This window comes from Pseudanabaena sp. Chao 1811 (genome assembly GCF_027942295.1).
Lineage (GTDB): Bacteria > Cyanobacteriota > Cyanobacteriia > Pseudanabaenales > Pseudanabaenaceae > Pseudanabaena.
This window is the reverse complement of record NZ_CP101416.1, coordinates 3,736,805-3,749,065: the sequence shown is the minus strand read 5'-3', so window position 1 is coordinate 3,749,065 and position 12,261 is coordinate 3,736,805. Positions and strand designations below refer to the sequence as shown.

Annotated in this window: 22 protein-coding genes; 10 read left to right on the top strand and 12 right to left on the bottom strand. The window is 41.0% G+C overall.

The window, feature by feature from the left end:
- Positions 1-86 precede the first annotated feature (86 nt).
- From NMG48_RS17245 to NMG48_RS17225, 5 genes are all read left to right on the top strand, one after another.
- Complete coding sequence (locus tag NMG48_RS17245) at positions 87-347, top strand: hypothetical protein (RefSeq protein WP_271252684.1); 261 nt, start codon at positions 87-89, stop codon at positions 345-347.
- 9 nt (positions 348-356) lie between these two features.
- Positions 357-803: a type II toxin-antitoxin system VapC family toxin gene (locus NMG48_RS17240; protein WP_271252683.1), complete on the top strand. Its 447-nt coding sequence runs from the start codon at positions 357-359 to the stop codon at positions 801-803.
- Positions 804-885: 82 nt separating this feature from the next.
- Positions 886-1,611: a hypothetical protein gene (locus NMG48_RS17235; RefSeq protein ID WP_271252682.1), complete on the top strand. Its 726-nt coding sequence runs from the start codon at positions 886-888 to the stop codon at positions 1,609-1,611.
- Between the two features lie 16 nt (positions 1,612-1,627).
- A complete protein-coding gene (locus NMG48_RS17230; RefSeq protein ID WP_271252681.1) occupies positions 1,628-1,819 on the top strand; it encodes a hypothetical protein in 192 nt (63 codons plus the stop codon).
- Between the two features lie 100 nt (positions 1,820-1,919).
- Positions 1,920-2,255 carry a DUF433 domain-containing protein gene (locus tag NMG48_RS17225; RefSeq protein WP_271252680.1) on the top strand — a complete coding sequence of 112 codons (336 nt, stop codon included), beginning with the start codon at positions 1,920-1,922 and terminating at the stop codon, positions 2,253-2,255.
- A 22-nt stretch (positions 2,256-2,277) separates the two neighbouring features.
- Here NMG48_RS17225 and NMG48_RS17220 read toward each other — a convergent pair whose 3' ends face one another.
- The 4 genes from NMG48_RS17220 to NMG48_RS17205 all read right to left on the bottom strand — a co-directional run bounded on the left by NMG48_RS17220 (position 2,278) and on the right by NMG48_RS17205 (position 4,775).
- Positions 2,278-2,622: a type II toxin-antitoxin system PemK/MazF family toxin gene (locus tag NMG48_RS17220; RefSeq protein ID WP_271252679.1), complete on the bottom strand. Its 345-nt coding sequence runs from the start codon at positions 2,620-2,622 to the stop codon at positions 2,278-2,280.
- The gene (locus tag NMG48_RS17215; protein WP_271252678.1) at positions 2,622-2,867 is read right to left on the bottom strand and encodes a hypothetical protein; all 246 of its coding nucleotides are present in this window, start codon (positions 2,865-2,867) and stop codon (positions 2,622-2,624) included. Before NMG48_RS17215 ends, NMG48_RS17220 begins: the two co-directional genes overlap by 1 nt.
- A gap of 260 nt (positions 2,868-3,127) precedes the next feature.
- The gene (locus NMG48_RS17210) at positions 3,128-4,132 is read right to left on the bottom strand and encodes an NAD(P)/FAD-dependent oxidoreductase (RefSeq protein WP_271252677.1); all 1,005 of its coding nucleotides are present in this window, start codon (positions 4,130-4,132) and stop codon (positions 3,128-3,130) included.
- Between the two features lie 70 nt (positions 4,133-4,202).
- Complete coding sequence (locus NMG48_RS17205) at positions 4,203-4,775, bottom strand: peroxiredoxin (protein WP_271252676.1); 573 nt, start codon at positions 4,773-4,775, stop codon at positions 4,203-4,205.
- Positions 4,776-4,955: 180 nt separating this feature from the next.
- Between NMG48_RS17205 and NMG48_RS17200 the strand changes: the two genes are divergently transcribed.
- Positions 4,956-5,375, top strand: a complete 420-nt coding sequence (locus NMG48_RS17200) for a Fur family transcriptional regulator (protein WP_271252675.1) — start codon at positions 4,956-4,958, stop codon at positions 5,373-5,375.
- 50 nt (positions 5,376-5,425) lie between these two features.
- On the opposite strand, the gene NMG48_RS17195 is transcribed toward NMG48_RS17200, so the two are convergent.
- The 3 genes from NMG48_RS17195 to NMG48_RS17185 are packed head-to-tail and all read right to left on the bottom strand — an operon-like array spanning position 5,426 to position 6,753.
- Positions 5,426-5,968, bottom strand: coding sequence for a DUF948 domain-containing protein (locus tag NMG48_RS17195; protein WP_271252674.1), 543 nt, complete (start codon positions 5,966-5,968; stop codon positions 5,426-5,428).
- A 43-nt stretch (positions 5,969-6,011) separates the two neighbouring features.
- Complete coding sequence (locus NMG48_RS17190) at positions 6,012-6,374, bottom strand: YtxH domain-containing protein (RefSeq protein WP_271252673.1); 363 nt, start codon at positions 6,372-6,374, stop codon at positions 6,012-6,014.
- The gene (locus NMG48_RS17185; protein ID WP_271252672.1) at positions 6,355-6,753 is read right to left on the bottom strand and encodes a hypothetical protein; all 399 of its coding nucleotides are present in this window, start codon (positions 6,751-6,753) and stop codon (positions 6,355-6,357) included. Before NMG48_RS17185 ends, NMG48_RS17190 begins: the two co-directional genes overlap by 20 nt.
- 358 nt (positions 6,754-7,111) lie before the next feature.
- On the opposite strand from NMG48_RS17185, the gene NMG48_RS17180 reads away from it, so the two are divergent.
- The 4 genes from NMG48_RS17180 (at position 7,112) to NMG48_RS17165 (ending at position 9,287) form a co-directional block, all read left to right on the top strand.
- Complete coding sequence (locus NMG48_RS17180; RefSeq protein ID WP_126387110.1) at positions 7,112-7,828, top strand: LuxR C-terminal-related transcriptional regulator; 717 nt, start codon at positions 7,112-7,114, stop codon at positions 7,826-7,828.
- Positions 7,829-7,972: 144 nt separating this feature from the next.
- Positions 7,973-8,098, top strand: coding sequence for a hypothetical protein (locus tag NMG48_RS17175; RefSeq protein WP_271252671.1), 126 nt, complete (start codon positions 7,973-7,975; stop codon positions 8,096-8,098).
- Positions 8,099-8,430: 332 nt separating this feature from the next.
- Positions 8,431-8,700: a 30S ribosomal protein S15 gene (rpsO, locus tag NMG48_RS17170; RefSeq protein ID WP_009628343.1), complete on the top strand. Its 270-nt coding sequence runs from the start codon at positions 8,431-8,433 to the stop codon at positions 8,698-8,700.
- A gap of 68 nt (positions 8,701-8,768) precedes the next feature.
- Positions 8,769-9,287, top strand: a complete 519-nt coding sequence (locus NMG48_RS17165; protein WP_271252670.1) for a PAM68 family protein — start codon at positions 8,769-8,771, stop codon at positions 9,285-9,287.
- Positions 9,288-9,328: 41 nt separating this feature from the next.
- Here NMG48_RS17165 and NMG48_RS17160 read toward each other — a convergent pair whose 3' ends face one another.
- The 5 genes from NMG48_RS17160 to NMG48_RS17140 all read right to left on the bottom strand — a co-directional run bounded on the left by NMG48_RS17160 (position 9,329) and on the right by NMG48_RS17140 (position 12,155).
- Positions 9,329-9,985 (bottom strand): 4-vinyl reductase, encoded by a 657-nt coding sequence (locus NMG48_RS17160; RefSeq protein WP_271252669.1) that lies wholly within the window; start codon positions 9,983-9,985, stop codon positions 9,329-9,331.
- Between the two features lie 13 nt (positions 9,986-9,998).
- On the bottom strand, positions 9,999-10,457 hold the full coding sequence (locus tag NMG48_RS17155; RefSeq protein WP_271252668.1) for a hypothetical protein: 459 nt from the start codon (positions 10,455-10,457) through the stop codon (positions 9,999-10,001).
- A gap of 144 nt (positions 10,458-10,601) precedes the next feature.
- Complete coding sequence (locus NMG48_RS17150; protein ID WP_271252667.1) at positions 10,602-10,883, bottom strand: hypothetical protein; 282 nt, start codon at positions 10,881-10,883, stop codon at positions 10,602-10,604.
- Positions 10,880-11,560 carry a V4R domain-containing protein gene (locus NMG48_RS17145; protein WP_271252666.1) on the bottom strand — a complete coding sequence of 227 codons (681 nt, stop codon included), beginning with the start codon at positions 11,558-11,560 and terminating at the stop codon, positions 10,880-10,882. The genes NMG48_RS17150 and NMG48_RS17145 overlap by 4 nt, the downstream gene beginning before the upstream one ends.
- A gap of 100 nt (positions 11,561-11,660) precedes the next feature.
- Positions 11,661-12,155: a 2Fe-2S iron-sulfur cluster-binding protein gene (locus tag NMG48_RS17140; protein WP_126387116.1), complete on the bottom strand. Its 495-nt coding sequence runs from the start codon at positions 12,153-12,155 to the stop codon at positions 11,661-11,663.
- Positions 12,156-12,261: the final 106 nt, after the last annotated feature.

Genomic DNA, 12,261 nt, shown 5'->3' with positions numbered 1-12,261 from the left:
CATACCATGCTAATGCAATCAAATAAGCTATGACATAATGATTAGAGTAGGTTTGCTATTGTTTTACCTAACCCAAGGAGGTGCATATGACTTACTCTGAGTTACGCGAAAAAGTTGAACAGCAAATAGCTCAATTACCGCTAGAGCGCCTTTTCTTGGTTAGTAGTTTTATTGATTCGATTGAGTCTAAAGAGGATGCAAGTAATAAACAATTTCGCCGTATTCCACCACTGAAGCGCAATAAAAAAGCCAGCGATTTGTTACGTTATACGGGAACTTGGCAAGGTGATGATCTAGCTGAATGTCTTGATTTTGTGCGAGAAACACGCTCTAAAACTGAGTTTTAGCATTGATTTATGGCTTATTTACTTGATACAAACCATTGCAGCTACATTATCAATGGTGATCCTAAGATTACGGATAAATTACAATCCATATCTTCTGAAACAGTTGGCGTTAGCATTATCACTCAAGCGGAACTGTTGTACATGGCTGAAAGATCAGCACGAAAGGAGAAAAATCTAGAGGCAATTCAAAGTTTTTTATCTGAGGTAGAGATTTATTTTCTTGATGAAGAAACTGCCAGTATTTACAGCAATCTTAAGGCAAAAGTTTTTAACCAATTTGCTCCAAAGGATAAAAGTAAACGCCGAAGTGTAACTATTGAAAATCTAGGATTCACCGATCATGATCTTTGGATTGCAGCAACAGCAATTCAGTATGATTTGACTTTAGTTTCCGCTGACAGTGATTTTAGGCGTGTTTATCAAGTACACACTTTCTCTTTAGACTCGTGGGTGTAGATAGTAATATGACTTTATTACTCATGACCATGCGGACAATACACAGTATTTGTCAACCTCACACTTACACTTAGAAAATTCAATGCCTAAACGAGAACTTATTCATGCCGAGATACTAGCTTTATGTAAAGAAGGTGGAGAGCTAGCTTTAGATTTTAAAAATGAACTGGGTTTGGAATTTCACTTCGATTACCAGTTTTGGTATACGAAATCTCTAAAAGCTATAGAATCTCTTGCACCAGATCGATACAAAGAATTTCGGAATTACTATGAGATTGATCCTAAACGAAAGTATATTAACAATGAGACCTTCGTAATTCAAGACTTTATAAAGTTTACCCCTACCTCTCAAATTTCCGATTTTAATGCAAAAGAAAGAGTTTTAGTCTGCTTCATGAACCAGCTTACAATACTAAAATCAATTGAGACTCGCATAGATTCAGTAATCGCAAATATTGAGGGTGAGTTGTATGCAGAGTTAAAAGATAGTGAGTTAGTAGCTGCTAGACAATTAGTAAAGATTAATCACCGTGCTGCTGGGGCGCTTGCTGGAGTTGTTATTGAGGGACATCTTCAAAAAGTAGTAGTTAGTCACAGTATCCAAGTTGCAAAAAAAAATCCAACAATTGCAGATTTGAATGATCCCTTGAAGTCTGCTGGTGTAATTGATACGCATGAGTGGCGAAAAATTTCATTTCTGGCAGATCTCCGAAACCTCTGCTCTCACAAGAAAGATTCTGAACCAACAAAAGAGCAAGTAGAAGAACTAATTCAAGGAGCAGATTGGCTTACGAAGAATATTTTTTAGATATTTCTACAAAGCTATGAGTATTCAAGAACTTAAAATAGCAATAAAAAAACTGTCTGGCAAGGAACTAGATAACCTAACAACATGGCTAATAGACTACCGTGAGCAAATATGGGATCAGCAAATAGAACATGATCTTGACTCTGGAAAGCTTAATCAATTACTAGATGAGATTGATAGCGAGTACGAAGCAGAGCTAGCAAATTAAAATATTGTCTAGTCTTGGATTGGCATACATAGTGATTATGATGCAAGCCTAGATCAGCAAAAGTTGAACGATATTTAACATCATTTAATCTAAAAATATCATGACATTAGTAGTTACTGCTGAACCAGTTCCACTCAAAACCGACACCGATGGCGTAGTGCGCGTTGGCAAAACCCGTGTCACCCTAGATACAGTCATCAAATCCTTTCAGAATGGTGCAACGGCTGAAGAAATTGTTTATCGCTATCCATCCTTGAAACTAGCCGATGTTTATACCACCATTAGCTTTTACCTCAATCATCAACAAGAGGTTGAAACATATTTACAGCAAAGGCAAGATCAAGCGCAAACAATCCGTAAAATGAACGAGGCAAAATTTGATCCTCAAGGATTGCGCGATAGATTAATTGCGCGTCAGGTAGAGCAAGCTTTATGAAGTTCCTAGCTATCGAAATCAACTATAGCCCCATCAAAATTCGTAATCGATCTTCTACATCTGCAAACACCTGAGTAGACAAGTATCCTAAGCGCTTATCTAACCTCTCTACAGAAATTGATCGCACATCTTCACACTTAATAAAACTCCTCACCTTCAAACCTCCATCTGGAGGATTAACCGCAACATGAAAAGGAATTGATTTATCCTTTGAAGTGATAGGAACAACAACCACTAATCCAGCAGATCCCTGATTGAACAAATCTACAGAAACTACCAAACAAGGACGTTTCCCCGCCTGTTCGTGACCTCTTACGGGATTAAGATCTGCTAACCATACCTCTCCCCTTGCAATCTTTTGAGGCATTAATCATCAATCCCGTCAGCTAAAGTTTGCTCCCACTCCTGACGCTCATTAAGCTCATCTTGCCACAATAACTCGTCTTTTCTTAAAGCCGCAAAAGCCTGATTTGCTTGCAAGAGAAACAACTGTCTACGATATTGCTCCACTGCCTTGTCTAACAAAGTTTGCAAATTATCACCAGACTGCTTAGAAAGTTTTAAAAGAACTTCATGAGTATTCTTGTTTATAGTTATAGCGACATCAGACATAGCTAAACCTTAAAGATCTGTATTTAATTTTAGCAAATACGACGGTGATACTTGTAAGTTAATCGCAAATGTTAATTTCCCTATGACACTAATAAGCAGAAGTTTTATATGTCCTCAGTGAGTGCTACTTTCACCCCCAACAACCTCAGAGAATTGGGAATAATTCTCGATTCTAGTACAGCAAATTGCATGGTATTCATTTTGCCTACGGCAAAATGAATACTCCCTACAAAAGAAGCCCCGCAATGCGAGGCTTCTTTTTAAACTGTAGTAGGAACTTTGATGTTTTCTTCCCATTTGCGAGGAGGACTAGCACGTCGGATATTTCGCCAAATTTGAGTTGCGGCTAAAGTTCCATCCGCTACAGCGATCGAAACTTGATTCAAGCCTCTCTTCAAATCGCCAAGGGCAAAAATGCGATCGTGGGTAGTCTTGCACATATCATTAGTTACAAGATTCTGCCCATCATATTCCAATCCTTCAATTCCCTTGAGGTATTGATTGTGGTAAATCGAACCCATACCCACTAAGCCAGTGGTTGCTTCCACAATTGTGCCATCGGTGAGTTCTACACCACTGAGTTGATGATTTTCACCGTGGAATTTAGCGATCGGTGCTTCGTACAATGGATAGCCATGCTCTGCAAGCTTCTGTTTTGTTTTATCGCTGACTTCACATAAGCCATGCGTCAAAACGGAAATATAGGGAGTGAACCAGTTCAAGACAAAGGCAGCACCAATTTGTCCTTCTGTATTCGCAATCAACACAGCCTTCTGATCCCACATATCAAAACCATCGCAGATCATGCAGACATGAAGCGTATAGCCTGCATAATCATAGACATTTTGCATGTCTTCTAATTGGGGCAAATTGTCGATAATTCCTGAAGCGGCAACTAAATACTTGCTACGAAATACGGGATAAATACTGTTAGTTTTGCCAACTTTTACTTTCACCGCAAAGGTTTCGCCTTCATCGACGACTTCTTCCACATAGCCGCGCAAATGATCGGCTCCCCAATCCAAAGCTGTCTTTGTCCCATGATTGAGGATGTCGCGCCCGGGGGTGGTGGGGTCGAGTCCGACATAATTACGCAAATCTTGCATCCATAGCGATCGCCCTTTGCCTTTTTCGACAATTAGACACTTTAGACCATAGCGAGCAAGATAGATTGCTGCTGATAGTCCACCCATGCCACCACCAACCACGATCGCATCGTAGACAGTATCAAGGCGCTCGTTTAGATTTTTGCTAGAAAGTTTCATAGCCACCCCACTTTAAGTTACGTTAATAAGAATAAGAAAGTGCGCCAAGCGCACTTTCTTATTTTAGTGATTAGCCTTCAAATGCTAAGCGAGGAGCAGATACGCCAGCAGGTGCAGCACCCTTGAGGTAAGCCAAGACGGTATCAGCGTCAGAAACTTCAAAAGGATCATCACCAGCGTTATCACCAAAACCAGGCTCAACGAAAAGTTTCTCGATCTTGCGATCGCTGATTACGGCTGCATAGCGCCAAGAACGGAAACCAAAACCGATATTGGACTTGTCAACCAAGAAACCAAGCTTACGAGTAAATTCGCCGTTACCATCGGGGAGCAAGAATACCTTCTTAGCACCAATTTCTTTGCCCCACTTAAACATCACGAAAGCATCGTTTACAGAAACACAGATGACTTCGTCAACGCCCAAAGCTTTGAATTCATCATAAAGCTCTTCGTAGCGAGGTAAGTGATTAGAAGAACAGGTAGGAGTAAATGCACCAGGCAAAGAGAAAAGTACTACCTTCTTACCACCGAAAAGATCTTCAGTGGTGCGATCTTGCCAACGATAGGGGTTAGGACCACCGACGGACTCGTCACGCACGCGAGTCTTAAATACTACATCTGGTAATGTGTCGATAACTGCCATAGTTTTTTAGTTTAGGTAACTTTTTGATTTATCTAAGAATAATTCTTATTTAGAAATTAGTCAATAGCTAGAAATATTCAATTATTAGAAAAAGTTTAATAAAGTTGTTGTTCCTAGATAGGGGTGTTATGATTGTGTCCTAGACAACTAAGACTTTAGTTAAAACTTTCAGATTAGATCATGCAAAAGCAAGCGGATAGGGTTGTCCAAATACTGAAATCAAAGGGGTTGCGTGTTACACCCCAGCGTTTTGCTGTATATGCAAACCTGCTCGATCGCCAAGATCATCCTACTGCTGAGCAAATCTTGAACGATCTCAACCAAAACGCACCCACCTCGTCACAGGCAACAGTTTATCTGTCTCTACAAACTTTGCGAGATGCAGGACTCGTCCGCGAAGTCTTATTAGAACAGGGCGTATGTCGCTATGATGCCAATGTTGAGCCACATCACCACTTCCGATGCAAATGCTGTGGTGAAATCGAAGATATTGCTTGGAATGCCTTTGAAGGACTAGGCTTCCAGCAAATTCGCTCAGGACTAAAGGTTGATAATTATGAAGTGACTGTTAGCGGTATCTGCGATCGCTGCAATAAGTAATGTCATTAAAAAAATGTCCTTAAAAAAGGAGTGCGTTACGCACTCCTTTTTTAATCTTCTGAATTTAAATCCCCCATAAATCCCTCAGAACGGATGTCATCGGGCGTGATTAGTCTGCCTTGATTAGTAATATCCTCTTCATCGTCTATAGAGGAACTACCTAAATCGCGAATAGATTGGTTGTTGCTACGTAGATTTTCTTGATAAGTCTCTGTACGTCTTTGTCGAGGACGACGACCCAAAGATTTTAATCCTGCCTTGATACCAGCAAATGCACTTTTAGTAGCGATCGTGGCACTGGAAGCACTTTGACGCACACCCTTAATACCATCATTTACCTGCTTAACTGCCTCACCTGCACTTTTTGCTCCTTGGTTTAGTTCATCACTTAACTCACTTAGCTCTAAACCAGTCATCCGAATAGCTTCAAGGGTGGCAGGTAATTCTCTAGTTAAAGTATCGGCAAGACGAATAATGCTATTAGCAGCTTTCGCTAACTCTTGAAATGTGGGAATTGCCGTGAGCAAAAGAATTGTCAGGCAAACGACCACTAATAAAAAGGATAAACCTAGCAGGAAGATAGCTTCTGACATAATTTCTTATAAGTGCTTGACTAAGTACTTGCTCTTTAATTGTCTAATCTTCATCTTCAACTGGAATATCGTCTATTTCGATGGATGAGTTATTAGATGTATTTGCCATCGATAGAATTAATTCATCTTGGAGTTTGCGGCTAGCCTCCTGTCCAGTAGCGATCGCCTCTTGCAATCTTATCAATGCCTCATCAAGAGTTCGTTGAGCCTGTACAGTCAAGCGATCGGCTTGATACTGCACATTAGCTCCTACTTCCTCCGCTATTTTGGGTAGATCTTTAGCAGAGCGCTTTAAAACCTGACGGGTTTCCTTGCCTGAGCGGGGCGCAAATAAAATACCCACAGCCGTACCGATCGCAGTACCGACAATCAATCCACCAAAAAATTTACCTGCGCCGTTTGACATTATGCTTGCTCCCTGACGACTTGCTGCCTGACGACCTATGACTTGATTTGTTATTGAGAGAGTTTGACGAACCTTTGCTAGACTTTTGCCAACGACTCCCTAAAAAGGATACACCACGTCCAAGCATAGACAATAATTTCCGAATTCTTTCTAGCTGCATTTGCAACTTTTGATATTGCTCTCGCAGAGATCCCACACCACCACGCGCTACCTCAAGACTGGGGGAAGAGACCTGTAAACCACTTTGGCAAGCTTCTGTCCAACCATCTACCGTCTTTACAGTGGCAGTAAGTGCTTTTTTGAGCAGCCAAACCTGCCATGCTGCCCATAGCAATCCTGCACTAAGTATTAACTGTAAGGCGATCGCAATCCAAATCATTTTTTTAACAAGAACCCATAGGACTTTTAAGATTTGTAATACAGAAAAAAAGTAACATATGCTTCTTTTTTTTATCTGATTTTTTGTGTGGTTTGTTTTGATTGATTTTTTAACCGTTGGTGTTTATAACAGCTTTCAATTCTATGAGGAGTATATAGCAATCCTATCTAACTGGTGATCCCAAGGTTATCTAATTGCTATAAAAAGGGTAGAATATTCATAGATTTTGCTTAATCTAAATTCAGTTTCTGCTAGTGACAGAATATGTCAGCAAAAGCCATGAATCTGGAAAAGGAACTCAAAATTTATTAAACACGTCTCACAATATATAAATAGGTTATATTGGCAATTGATTGAGATGCACACAACAAAGTTGTCTAACGGTTCAGTGACCCTTCTACACCCACACCCCTATCTAATTGTTCATGCTGATGAGGGGCAGCAGATGATTCCGCTTATAAACGCAGATTTTTGGACAATTGGGAGGGGTTATGATAACTCAATTGTACTAACAGATAAATGGGTTTCACGCTATCACGCTACATTGCAAATTGTAGGCGCTTCCAAAAACGATGGGTTTGACTCATCTATGAGAGGTGATTCCAAACCACGCACTACTAACAATGAGTCAGGTAGTTTCTATCTAGTAGATTTTGGTAGTCGTAATGGCTCCTTCATGCGTGGACAGAGAATTACCTTCCCGATTTTGCTAAAAAGTGGCGATCGCATGACCATTGGCAAAACTGATATTGATTTCTTCTCACCTCACAAACGTGAACCCCACCGCACTCCCAGTGAGCATATGCGGTTATTCCATCAACCCACTGCTCCTGTTTCCCGCACTACCCTTACGCCTTCTGAGGAGCGCGTGTTCTGGCAAGTAGTCCAAGGCTTTACTAACAAAGAAATTGGTAAACGCCTCCAGATCAGTCCACGCACAGTCCAAACTCACCTCAGCAGCATCATGACTAAGCTGAATTTGGAAAATCGTTCCCAGATTGTGCGCTACGCCTTTGAGCAAAGCTATCGTCCTAATGCAGATAGTGCCGCCGATAATACAGATTTAAACAATTAAAAAAACGGAGAGTGCAATGCACTCTCCGTTTTTTATAACCTAGATAAATTGCTGTAATTGTTAAGAAAGCACCTATAAGCTACTTTCTGCTTCTTGAGTTCAGACTAAAATATACAGGTCATCATTCTTTCAGATATTGAAACCATGCTCGATCTCAAAGTTATTTTGCCTATTCTAACTATCGTCTTTACCATTAGCTGTCTATTTTTCGGCACTCGTAACGGCTTTTACGACACCGACAAATATCATGGCAATGGTTCTGCTCATTAAAAAATAAGGCGGTGCAATGCACCGCCTTATTTTTTAATGACGTACAAAAATATGTGGTCAACATGTTAAGCTAGTCTGTCTGAAAGCTAATATCTTTAAAGAATTGGCGATCGCCATACATCCTACTCAGAGACTACTGAGAAACGGAAACCGCCTATGCAGTCGATCTGTCGAGTTAGCAAACATATTGCTCTCGATAAGTGGCGCAAACCCAGAGATGGGAATAACTAGGAATGCCCAATCGTGAGTTTGGGTACTCGCTCTCTAACTCCTAAGTGCGTTGATTGTCGGGTTTAGTCACGTCCACCTCAAAACACGTTCAAGTTTTTATCATGGCACTTTTGCAAGAACGCAAGCTCGAAATTTTCTCCGAATACCAAAAACATCCTACCGATACTGGTTCTTCTGATGTTCAGGTTGCATTGCTCACCGAGCGCGTCAACCAGTTGACCACTCACCTCAAGCTACATCCTAAGGACTTCTCTTCTCGTCGTAGTTTGCTCAAAATCATTGGTCAACGTAAGCGTTTGCTAGCTTATGTTCGTAATCAAGATCGCGCTCATTACAAACAACTCATCCAAAGCTTGGGTGTAAGAGGCTAGTTTTTAAATAGTATTCGTGCAAAACACGAATACTATTACAACTTCTTTAGCGCTAGTGAGGAACAAAAGTGAGTAAGCCAACTGAACGTATCCCTTTCGAGCCAAATAATCGTAGTAAAAAAGCAAAAGCTAAGGAAACTAAAAAGCCCCCTGTTGCTCCTACTGCGGCAAATACAAGTAACTCGAAACCCAACACAAGTACTACCAAAACGACTACAAAATCATCCCCTAAGCGAAATGATTCTTTAGGTATTCCTGATGAAGTGAATCGTCGGATTGTTCGACGGGCAGCTTTATTCTGTGGTATTCCTACAGCCTTAGGTATTAGTACCTTTGTCGTTAGCTACATCATTGTGAGCAGACATATATTTGAGTTGCCTACCTCCGCAGTGGTGCTAGTAAGTATGTTGTTTTTAGGCTTGGGAGTTGTCGGTCTCAGCTACGGTGCTATTTCCGCTTCTTGGGATGAGGGGCGCGTTGGTAGCTGGTGGGGCGGCGAAGAGTTTAGCAAAAACTTTGGGTATTTAAAGGAATCTTGGAAGGCACAACAGCAACTTGTCAAAGCTGGTCAGCAATCTAAAAAGTAATCCAAAAAGTAAAAAGAAACCCGCACAATGCGGGTTTCTTTTTACTTGAGTAGCCTTTGTAAAATTGTTGCGTGATCTAAACCTTCGTTCAAGAATGAATCAACAATTTGGAGTCTTTCGGGTAAGCCGATGATATAAGTGTTGTGGCTAGCATCCAAGGATTCGCAGGTTGTTTGAACTGCTAATAACTCACGCCCTGTTAAGCGGGTAAAAAATGAAGTGAGAATACCTGCCTCTAGATAACCTGTTGGTAGTGAATTACCAGCAATCTTACGGACATAGGGGGAGTTGTAGGTCTTGATCAAAATAAAGCCTTGAGCTTGATGCTGCGGATCAAACTCAAACTTACCCCAGCCGTGGGTTTTCCAACATTCTTTTAAGCTTTGTATGAAGGTGATCATATCCATCTCAGCTAAGGTCTGGGAATAATATTCTTCAAGGGACTCCGTAAATCTTGTATAAAAGTTTTTGCCCCACCATTTACCACAGTTAAATAGTACTAGTCTTGATGCTTGTCCTGTCTCCTTAGCTAAGCCTGCATAGAGTGAAGAGATTAAAGTGTCAGGAACCGCTAATAGGCGATCGCCTCGACGATTTTCTAATAGTCCAATTTCCAGATCTCCCTTAACATAGGCATTGTAGTCAAAGAAATTGGCAGGGATGCGATTTTCTTTAATGAGATCGGCGACAGAAATCATGTTAGTTAGTCTCCTAGTAAATTAGCGTGACTTGGGCGGCAGTAATCAAAGGCTGAAGGAGGGCTAGTTGATTAGGGCTAAACTGTTGGCGCAGTACTTGATTGAGCAATTTGTAGAGAGCATCATTGAGGCGGCGCATATCGCGCATGGACATGATTCCTTCTAACCAACTGAGCAACCTTTCTTTTAAAAAGTTTTCGTCATTTAATAACATTGCCATTGAGCTATAGCGTAGAACTAGAACAAGATTTTTGATGCCAACTTCTAGATCTTCTACCGCTACATTGGGTAGTTCTGATTGCACTTGATCGGCAACGCTTTGCAAAATATCAATTTCACGATCGCGGATTAGTTTATAGAGTTTAAGGCGATCGGGTAATGAACTCACATAGCTTTCCATGAGTCCAAGCTCGTCCGATGCAAGATATCGATCCTGCGCTTGGTTAATTAATTCTTGAATCTTCGGAATCATAGTTCTTACGGTGAGAATTATTGAGATTTTATTTCCTAAGCAAAGTAGCAACAGGTAGATGTTAAGTGTCTAAATCTAAAGTGAGAAATCAAGAAGATTTTTTGTGTTTCACCCAGCAACGGCTAACCTTCTAAATGACTTAGTTCAAAAGAATTTAGAAATATCATCTAGAAAATCTTCAACAGTAACGCTATTGTCATCAACAGTATTAACACTGGGGGCAGAGTCATGACTTGTGGCGGCAATTTCAGGAACTCCATTCCAAGCGATCGCTCGGAAATATTGCCTTACGGGCATCAATAAACTCAAAGTTGGATAGCTACCATTTTGAGTATTGACAATGACTGGGGCAAGCACTTGATTTTCCCAATTTACACCTTGCCAAAAACTGCGTAACGGCTGTAAGCGCCAATCGGAACTGTTCATTTTAGAAATTCTCCATTTCGCAAACGTCCTTCGATGTCACGAGTTGTTGCGCCTTCATTGAGCCAGAATGAGGCTGCATCAATGCGATTTTTGCCACCAAGCAAGAATTTACAGTAGTTTTCGCCCATGGAATAGCATTGGATCTCGATACACTCTAGTTCTTTATTCACGAGATGGGTAAAGAATCCTGAAAATAAACCCGCATACAAATGGCAAACGGGTTTACCGACATCGCCAAGACTACGGGCAACCGCCGAGTCAAACACGCTAATAAACATAAAGCCCTGCTTGCGATCGCTCATATCCACTTGCCACCGTCCCCAACCCTGCGAGGTAAAGGGCCACCACCAAGTTTCTAACAAGAAGGGCAAATTAGTCTGGCGAATACTGCGCCCAAAATCCCTTTCAAACCACTTGGTAAAAAATAGTGCATCTTGCAAGCCCCACTCACAACCAATCGAATACATAACTGCTGCTGAAGCGTCACCCACTTCATCTTCTAGCCCCTCTTGTAGTCCAATGATAAAGTCTTCACTAGTGAAGATATTTCTCAACCCATTCCAGTCTTCAATGATTCCTTTTTCAAAATTAGGCAGGAAAAAATCTTGCAGACTGTAATGATTATTTTTTCTTTTGTGCTTGGCTGCAATATTTGGATGATCTACGGCAACAGTCATAAGTAAATACTCCTAATCCAAAAAATTATTGAGATCAAAACTAGTATTAGTAGTTAAGGTTGTTGAGTGTAAAGAAATACTTTTAGTCATGCGACTATTTTTACTCGAAAATATCAGCTCTTTTGGTGTTTGCCAATTGCTCACCAACACTAAAGTTGGTATTTTCCAACTGACGCACTACTGATCGCGTAATTAGCTGTCCCACCTCTACCAATGTCTGACCTGTGATCGGGCTAAGTAGTGGTTTTTCACAGCGTCGTCCAATCAGCGCTTCAATGTCCTGAATCGATTGGACATACATACCGATAGGCAGTTCAACCACAATTCCTTCACCCATAACCTTAGCCTGACAAGCAAGCCGAGAGTTAGGTTTACAGGTAGTAATTACTTCTAAAGTACGCTGCTCACGCTTACCCATTGGGCTAAGTGAAGACATTCCTTCCTGAATATAAACGTGGCAGGTCGCACACATGCCACGTCCGCCGCATTCTTTCAAAATATGTAGCTCGTCCCCCATTAATCCAGAGAGCAATGCACCATTTGTTGCAATATCTGCTGTCTGAGCAATAGGCTCAATTCTTACACGCTTAGCCATTTTTAGCTTGCCTCTGCGATGGTTCCCCTTAATATTAAAGGCTAGTTTAACGCATTTAATGTCTATGCGTAGAGTACTTCCCGCCAAATTGCTTAGAATTGTTAAG

Bases quoted from the DNA above. Each gene is read 5' to 3' on its own strand.
- NMG48_RS17245 (WP_271252684.1), top strand. From the start codon at position 87: ATGACTTACTCTGAGTTACGCGAAAAAGTTGAACAGCAAATAGCTCAA.
- NMG48_RS17240 (WP_271252683.1), top strand. From the start codon at position 357: ATGGCTTATTTACTTGATACAAACCATTGCAGCTACATTATCAATGGT.
- NMG48_RS17235 (WP_271252682.1), top strand. From the start codon at position 886: ATGCCTAAACGAGAACTTATTCATGCCGAGATACTAGCTTTATGTAAA.
- NMG48_RS17230 (WP_271252681.1), top strand. From the start codon at position 1,628: ATGAGTATTCAAGAACTTAAAATAGCAATAAAAAAACTGTCTGGCAAG.
- NMG48_RS17225 (WP_271252680.1), top strand. From the start codon at position 1,920: ATGACATTAGTAGTTACTGCTGAACCAGTTCCACTCAAAACCGACACC.
- NMG48_RS17220 (WP_271252679.1), bottom strand. From the start codon at position 2,622: ATGCCTCAAAAGATTGCAAGGGGAGAGGTATGGTTAGCAGATCTTAAT.
- NMG48_RS17215 (WP_271252678.1), bottom strand. From the start codon at position 2,867: ATGTCTGATGTCGCTATAACTATAAACAAGAATACTCATGAAGTTCTT.
- NMG48_RS17210 (WP_271252677.1), bottom strand. From the start codon at position 4,132: ATGAAACTTTCTAGCAAAAATCTAAACGAGCGCCTTGATACTGTCTAC.
- NMG48_RS17205 (WP_271252676.1), bottom strand. From the start codon at position 4,775: ATGGCAGTTATCGACACATTACCAGATGTAGTATTTAAGACTCGCGTG.
- NMG48_RS17200 (WP_271252675.1), top strand. From the start codon at position 4,956: ATGCAAAAGCAAGCGGATAGGGTTGTCCAAATACTGAAATCAAAGGGG.
- NMG48_RS17195 (WP_271252674.1), bottom strand. From the start codon at position 5,968: ATGTCAGAAGCTATCTTCCTGCTAGGTTTATCCTTTTTATTAGTGGTC.
- NMG48_RS17190 (WP_271252673.1), bottom strand. From the start codon at position 6,374: ATGTCAAACGGCGCAGGTAAATTTTTTGGTGGATTGATTGTCGGTACT.
- NMG48_RS17185 (WP_271252672.1), bottom strand. From the start codon at position 6,753: ATGATTTGGATTGCGATCGCCTTACAGTTAATACTTAGTGCAGGATTG.
- NMG48_RS17180 (WP_126387110.1), top strand. From the start codon at position 7,112: ATGCACACAACAAAGTTGTCTAACGGTTCAGTGACCCTTCTACACCCA.
- NMG48_RS17175 (WP_271252671.1), top strand. From the start codon at position 7,973: ATGCTCGATCTCAAAGTTATTTTGCCTATTCTAACTATCGTCTTTACC.
- rpsO (WP_009628343.1), top strand. From the start codon at position 8,431: ATGGCACTTTTGCAAGAACGCAAGCTCGAAATTTTCTCCGAATACCAA.
- NMG48_RS17160 (WP_271252669.1), bottom strand. From the start codon at position 9,985: ATGATTTCTGTCGCCGATCTCATTAAAGAAAATCGCATCCCTGCCAAT.
- NMG48_RS17155 (WP_271252668.1), bottom strand. From the start codon at position 10,457: ATGATTCCGAAGATTCAAGAATTAATTAACCAAGCGCAGGATCGATAT.
- NMG48_RS17150 (WP_271252667.1), bottom strand. From the start codon at position 10,883: ATGAACAGTTCCGATTGGCGCTTACAGCCGTTACGCAGTTTTTGGCAA.
- NMG48_RS17145 (WP_271252666.1), bottom strand. From the start codon at position 11,560: ATGACTGTTGCCGTAGATCATCCAAATATTGCAGCCAAGCACAAAAGA.
- NMG48_RS17140 (WP_126387116.1), bottom strand. From the start codon at position 12,155: ATGGCTAAGCGTGTAAGAATTGAGCCTATTGCTCAGACAGCAGATATT.